Source organism: Paenibacillus sinensis (genome assembly GCF_019904155.1).
Taxonomy (GTDB): Bacteria; Bacillota; Bacilli; order Paenibacillales; family Paenibacillaceae; genus Paenibacillus_AQ; species Paenibacillus_AQ sinensis.
On the sequence record NZ_JAHCMB010000112.1, the window covers coordinates 1 to 7,405 of the forward strand.

General features: G+C 41.9%; 5 protein-coding genes and 1 pseudogene. 5 read left to right on the forward strand and 1 reads right to left on the reverse strand.

Annotated elements, in window-relative coordinates; genetic code table 11:
* On the reverse strand, positions 1 to 341 hold a 341-nt coding region (locus KIH86_RS10855; protein WP_223110471.1), incomplete at its 3' end, for a hypothetical protein.
* A 55-nt stretch (positions 342 to 396) separates the two neighbouring features.
* On the opposite strand from KIH86_RS10855, the gene KIH86_RS10860 reads away from it, so the two are divergent.
* The 5 genes and pseudogenes from KIH86_RS10860 to KIH86_RS10880 form a co-directional block, all read left to right on the forward strand.
* On the forward strand, positions 397 to 1,419 hold the full coding sequence (locus KIH86_RS10860) for a glycoside hydrolase family 88 protein (protein WP_235775356.1): 1,023 nt from the start codon (positions 397 to 399) through the stop codon (positions 1,417 to 1,419).
* 462 nt (positions 1,420 to 1,881) lie between these two features.
* On the forward strand, positions 1,882 to 4,167 hold the full coding sequence (locus KIH86_RS10865; protein WP_223110474.1) for an AraC family transcriptional regulator: 2,286 nt from the start codon (positions 1,882 to 1,884) through the stop codon (positions 4,165 to 4,167).
* Between the two features lie 187 nt (positions 4,168 to 4,354).
* Entirely contained in the window at positions 4,355 to 5,983 is a 1,629-nt protein-coding gene (locus KIH86_RS10870; RefSeq protein ID WP_223086136.1) for a type 2 periplasmic-binding domain-containing protein, read from the forward strand.
* Positions 5,984 to 6,152: 169 nt separating this feature from the next.
* Positions 6,153 to 7,064 carry an ABC transporter permease gene (locus KIH86_RS10875; protein ID WP_407672266.1) on the forward strand — a complete coding sequence of 304 codons (912 nt, stop codon included), beginning with the start codon at positions 6,153 to 6,155 and terminating at the stop codon, positions 7,062 to 7,064.
* Between the two features lie 30 nt (positions 7,065 to 7,094).
* Positions 7,095 to 7,405: pseudogene (locus tag KIH86_RS10880) on the forward strand (carbohydrate ABC transporter permease); the annotation flags it as partial.

The window sequence follows — 7,405 nt, forward strand, 5'->3', positions numbered from 1 at the left end:
CATAGAATCTGCTGGATATATAGAGTAAACCTTGCTGGATTCCCAAGAGGAATAGCTTCGTTAAATGCAACATGATTATTTCTGAAAAATTCATCATGCGTACAATCAAAATGAAGCCAGTCATCAACATAATTGCCATCGGGACAGTAATATTGATACGGTGTATTTCGCTCAATTATAATTGCGCAGTTTGGGTTGGCTGTAAATGTTCTTCCGGCAATTTCAAACCTGGTTTCTGACTTTAACAGAAGCAACAAATATTTGCTTAAGCCCTTTGGACGGGACATAAGGAATGTTTTGGCATGCCTTGTATTATATCCTCCGGATGAAACAGTAAACATGAAAAACCTCCATTCAATTAAAAGCAGAAAAGGTTAGTGAATGGTATTATANTCAATGAACGGTGTTTTCGACGATATGTCGGAAAAGGACATCTGTTGGTGGACCAATGGTTTTTGGGGTGGAATGATGTGGCAGATATATAATGCTACAGGCGATTCTTTATACAAGCAGATTGCGGTTGATAACGAGCGAAAACTGGATGAGAATTTAATGAAGGATAAAGGTATGGATCATGACAGCGGCTTTAAATGGCTTCCAACGGCCGTAGCTAATTACCGTCTTACAGGAAATGAAGAATCCCGAAACCGGGGGCTGCTTGCTGCCAATAATTTGGCGGGGCGCTTTAATCCAGCCGGCCGATTTATTCGTGCATGGAATGACAATGGAGACGGAAGCACAGCCGGCTGGGCAATCATCGACTGTATGATGAATCTCCCGCTTCTTTATTGGGCTTACGCACAGACAAAAGACCCTAGATTCTTACAGATTGCTACGATGCATGCAGATACAGCGGAGAAATTTTTTGTGCGTGGAGACGGTTCAGTGAATCATATTATGGAATTTGACCCAGTCACGGGAGAAGTGGTTAGGGCTTTCGGCGGGCAGGGATATGAGGAGGGATCTTCCTGGACAAGAGGACAAGCCTGGGCAATTTACGGATTTGTTCTGAGCTACATCCATACCCAAAAAGAAGAGTACCTGAATACAGCAAAGAGAATTGCCAATTATTATATTGCCAATATACCCGATAACGGGTTCATACCTGTTGATTTTCGACAGCCAAGGGAAAGTATGCTGGAGGATTCAACGGCGGCAGCTATTGCAGCGTGTGGCTTGTTGGAAATTGAAAAAGCCGTAATGGAAGAAGAGAAGCACGTTTATTACAAAGCTGCGCTAAAATTGCTGAAAACACTAGCGAATGAGAGATGCAACTGGGACGAGGATATTGATTATATTTTAGAAAAATGCACTGCCGCGTATCACGACGACAAACATGAATTCTCTATTATATACGGAGATTACTACTTTATTGAGGCAATATGGAAACTGACTGGCAAGGAAGTATTTATTTGGTGATGAGAAAGTGGCTGGATACAATGTTGCTGATCGGTAACCCGGTGCCGGAGGGAAACAAACACGCCGGACCGCACCAAGCGGCAGCAATTGGTTGTTATTCAGCGCTATGGTGTTTATGGAGACGGAAAGGATTTTCATTGGGATTATACAAAAATATGTAACCGCTTTAGAACGAATGACTGCTCCTTGATGGAACCAAATCCGTTCGTTCGGAGATAATGTTATGAGAGATAAAGCGAGTTTAATAAAGAAGCAAAGCCTGGAACATATCGCGTCTAACACGATATGTTTTTGTGCTGATTTCCTTATAAATCCAATTTGTGGTTCATTGAGAATAATTAGTCCTGTGGTAGAAAAAAGGGAGATGGGGTCAGACAAATGTTAAAACGATTTCGAATCAACCCGCGGAGTGTGCTCATAACTTGGCTGGTTTCCTATCTGGCAATCTTGCTGATTCCCATTATGGTTAGTCTTATCGTATATGAAAGTTCTAAAGAAATCCTAAAAAGTGAAATCCACCGGGCAAACACTGCCTTATTAAATGAAACTAAAGAATTAATTGATAATGAACTAAATAGCGTTAAGCGTCTGACTACAGAGCTGATCTGGAATATCCGTGTACGCGACCTGATATATTCCAGCTGGTATAGCCGAAACGATGAACTTTACGATACTTACCTGACTACCAAGGAGATGGCCTCTTACCAATATGCCTATCCGTCGGTTAAAGATTACTACATCTATTGGGCCAAAAAGGACATTGTTCTACTGCCTGGAGTATACCGGAGCAGCCAATTAGCTTTTGATACCGTACATGAGTTTGATAAATTGTCTTATGATTTATGGAAAGGTTTACTAACGGTCCACGATCAGCGGCGTTTTATCAAACTTGAGCACAAAAATGGCCAGGGCAGTTCCCTGGCCTATATCTATTCATTTGACGGAGATACAGCGGAAACGCCTCTCGGCGCTTCAGTAGTTCTGCTTGATACAGACAAATTGCTTGAGACCATCAGCAGTGCTAGAAGTTTTAGCGGGGGAGAAGTTCTGCTTATTGATTCATCCAACCGGGTGCTCATCTCCACTTCCTCAGTTCAGAATGAGGACCTGTATCTATCTGATCTCCCCTTTGAAGGGGAATCCGGGTCCTTCTACCACGAATATCATGGAAAAAAATCAGAATTTATGTATACAAAATCCATTAACGGCGATTTAACAATTGCAACAGTAGTTCCCAGCAAACTTTTTTGGGAGAAAGCTCAATATATGCGAAACCTGACTTTGTGGGGCTTGGTCTTGAGTATGCTTAGCGGAGTCGCATTGACTGCCATTCTTGTTCGAAAGCATTACAATCCTGTTCGTTTACTCACTTTAATGCTTCCGGCATCTGCTCAGCATGCTATGCAGTGGGAGGGAAATGAATTTCAGTATATACAGAACGCCATCTCCAATACTCTTAACGAGAAAGAGCAGATTCAGTTGCGAATGAAGCGGCAATCCTATGTACTGCGTTCAAATCTGCTCACCCGGTTGTTTTTAGGTAAGGGGCATAGCCAGCTACCTTTGGAGGAGGCAATGACGACTTTTGACATTCATTTTATCTCTGAGGATTTTGCCGTCATTTTGTTTTATCTGGATTATGCGAGCTTTTTTGAACGGCTTAAGGGCGATGACTTTAATGAAAAAATCAGGCTTACCCATTTCATAGTAACCAATGTAGTAGAGGAACTGGTCCGAGAGGAGCATGGTGGATATGTATGTGAAACTAATGATTACATTGCATGTCTGGTGAATTTCCCACCTATGGAAGAACAGCGCGAAGAACAGCTGGTACTGCTTGCGGAGCGGGCGCGCAGCTTCTTGCAAGAAAACTATAAAATCAATAGTACTATCGCCATCAGCAGCATCAAGAGTTCTATGGTCAATCTTCCACAACTGTATCGGGAAGCGATGGATACCTTGGAATACATGATCGTTGTAGGCAATCAGGAAATTCATTCTTACAGCGAGTTTCACAAGGATCGGCAAGACACGCTTCAAACCAGTCAGTATTATCCGATTCAAACCGAACAGCAATTGATTAACTATCTGAAGGTCGGAGACATTGAAAAAACAAGAGCACTAATTCATGAGGTAATCTCTCGCAACGTGGAAGAATCCAGAGTAACGTCCGTTGAATTCATCCGGAGCTTAATGTTCACTGTTGCAGCAACATTTATAAAGACCATCAATGAACTGGGTGATGTCAAGGAAAGTCTGCTAATTGAAAGCAGAGAAAATGTAGTGAAATTAGTTACTTGTGAATCCATCAAGGAAATGGAACAACAACTTTCCGTCGTGGTACAGCAGATCTGTGAGTATACCGGCGAGAAACAACGATTAAGACAAACTACGTCGCGAAATCAGATCGTTCAGGAACGTACTCGAGAGATACTCTCCTATATTGAGTGCAATTATATTAATCCCAATTTGAATATTTCAATGATTGGGGATCATTTTAGAATGACGCCCACATATTTGTCCAAAATCTTCAAAGAAAATGTAGGAAACGGTTTGTTGGATACGATTAATCAGATCCGAATAACCCACGCTAAAAAAATTTTGGCGGATCCACGAATGAACATCAAAGTTGTAGCCCAGGAATGCGGGTTTCACGATATTAATACCTTTATTCGGGTCTTTAAAAAATATGAGGGAGTTACTCCCGGACAATATCAGAAGGTGCTTCAAGACAACGATAATTTATGATTTTGAAGATTGCTTTTTCGATTTTGTAGAAGACGACATAACTTTTGATGATGTCATTTCATTTATATACGATATAAATTGATGGCCTCCGATTTCATAATAAAAGACGAGAGGATGAGGGCGAGAGAACTCCTTTCATCCTCGATGCTTCATTTCAAATTTAACTCAATTTAGGAGGTCACACAGTATGTACAAAAAGAAATGGGGTTTTGCTCCTGCTGCACTGGCATCGGTAATGATATCCGCTGCATTGGCAGGTTGTTCCCAATCCGGAAACAATAATGAACCAGCTTCGACAGCCGCCTCGTCTTCGTCCCAGCCGGCGGAAGGAACTTCAACAACATATCCACTGAAGACGGACAAGACGCTTACGTACTGGGCGCCGTATGCGAATACTACATCAAAAGCTGCTACTCTCGAAGATGTACCCTTTTATCAAGAATGGCAGAAAAGAACCGGAGTTCCTTTGAAATTCACTAGTCCACCAGCAGGTCAAGAAAAAGATTCCCTGAATGTATTGTTAGCCTCAGGTGACTTGCCCGATATGATTGAATATGATTGGTTTCAATTTCCGGGCGGACCTGAGAAGGCGATAAAAGACGGATACATCCTGAAACTTAATGATGTAATCGACAAGTATGCTCCAAACCTGAAGAAGTACCTTAGTGAGCATCCAGATGTGGATAAGATGGTTAAAACGGATGACGGCAGCTACTATACTTTCCCATTCCTGCGTGGTGATCCCAAGCTTCAAATCTACCGCGGACCAATCATTCGTCAAGACTGGCTCGATGAATTGGGCCTGGAGAAGCCGGAAACTATTGATGAGTGGCATACCGTATTGACGGCCTTCAAGGAAAAGAAGAACGCTTCAGCGCCTTTATCTATCGACACGATAACGAATTTGTATTCAGGTGAATTTGTGGGAGCCTTCAACGCCCATCGTAATTTCTATCAGGAAGACGGCAAAGTGATCTTCGGCCCAACGCAGCCTGGATATAAGGAATTTTTAAAAACCTTCCAACAATGGTATAAGGAAGGCTTGCTCGATAAGAACATTGCGACAACAGACTCTAAAGCTTTAGATGCCAACATTACAACAGGAGCCACTGGAGCAACTGTTGGTAATTCAGGTAGCGGCATTGGCAAATGGACACCAATAGTTCAGGAAAAAGATCCAAAAGCCAAATTGGAAGCGGTATCTTATCCGGTGCTGAATAAGGGAGAAACCCCTAAGTTTAGTCAGAGAGACAATGTTTACACTACCTTCAGCAATGTTGCGATTACCTCAACGTCTAAAAATGTTGAGCTTGCTGCTCGCCTTCTTGACTGGGGTTACAGCGAGGAAGGACATATGTACTTTAACTTTGGTCAGGAAGGCGTCAGCTACAACATGGTAAATGGCGAGCCCGTCTATACCGATCTGTTGATGAAGAATCCTGAGAAATTGAGCCCCGCACAGGCTATGAGTCTGTACATTCGAGGTAATATTGGAGGGCCATTTGTTCAGGACGTACGTTACATCGAGCAGTATTTGGCTCTCCCTGCGCAAAAAGAAGCTTTGACCATCTGGTCGAAGACCGATATCGACAAATATGCTTTACCGCCTATTACCCCTACCACAGATGAAGCTTCTGAACTGGCCAAAATTATGAATGATGTAAACACGCTGGTGGATGAAATGACCTTGAAGATTATTCTTGGTACAGAACCTGTGGACAGTTATGACAGCTATATGGATAAACTCAAAACTTTGAATGTAGATCGAGCTGTCGAAATTCAGCAAAATGCTCTTGAAAGATATAACCAAAGATAACGATAACGGTTGGGAGGAGCGGGATTAAAGGCCCGCTCCAGATTGTGTGTGGATGTGAGAGGAGAGAACGAATATGAGCAAGGCTACCTCTATATATAATAGGAGTGTAAAGCCTGCAACACCTTCAGCGAGAATCCCTTTGAGCAGAAGATTGCGCAGAGACTTCGTAATGAATAAATATCTTTATTTAATGATGGTTCCGGTTGTGGCATTCTATNTTTATTTAATGATGGTTCCGGTTGTGGCATTCTATGTAATATTCCATTACATTCCTATGTACGGAGCGGTTATTGCCTTTAAAGACTTCACACCCATTAAGGGGGTATTAGGAAGCGACTGGGTTGGATTAAAAAACTTTCAGGATTTTTTTGAAACCTATTATTTTTGGAGAGTTTTGAAAAATACGATCTTGATCAGCTTGTTTTCCTTATTGTTTGAATTTCCTGCTCCCATTCTGCTTGCTTTAATGATTAACGAGCTTCGCTCTAAAATGTTTAAAAAGGTTGCCCAGACTATAACTTATATGCCCTATTTTATTTCTACCATTGTTATCGTAGGTATTATTCGAGACTTTACGAATAGCAACGGGGTTGTGAATGTGGTTTACTCCTACTTTGGTGGAGACGGAACAGCTATGCTACAGCATCCAGGGCTTTTTCGACCCATCTACATTCTGTCAGAGATCTGGCAAAAAATTGGATGGGAGTCCATCATCTACTTGGCTGCACTCATGGGTATTGACCAGGAGCAATATGAAGCAGCAAAGATGGATGGCGCGGGCAGGCTCAAGCAAATATGGCATATCACCTTGCCGGGTATTATGCCTACAATTGTGATTTTGTTCATTTTGCGGATTGGAAATATGCTCAATGTCGGGTTTGAGAAGATTATTCTTTTATACAATCCAACTATTTATGAAACGGCGGATGTTATTTCCTCCTTTGTTTATCGCAAGGGTCTTCTGGAATTCAACTGGAGCTATAGTACGGCAGTAGGCCTGTTTAACTCCGTCATCAATCTGACCTTGCTTGTTGCAGCTAATTGGATCAGTCGCAAAGTCAGTGAAAACAGTCTTTGGTAAACAGGCATATTTTTCCGGGAGGACTTAACTATGAAAACAACCCTTGGAGACCGATTATTCCAATACAGTTTGTATATTATCCTTACAATACTCATGGTGATTACGATTTATCCTTTGGTACATGTAGCACTGGCTTCTGTCAGCAGTCCAAATGAAATTATTGCCCATAAGGGGATTTTGCTCAAGCCTCTTCACTTTAATCTTGATGCTTATCGAATGGTTTTTAGCAATCCTTCTATTTATACGGGCTATCGCAATACTCTTTTCATTGTAGTAGTAGGGGTTTTTCTTAATTTGACCATTACTGCTCTTGGAGCTTACGTATTATCTCGCAAGCAAGT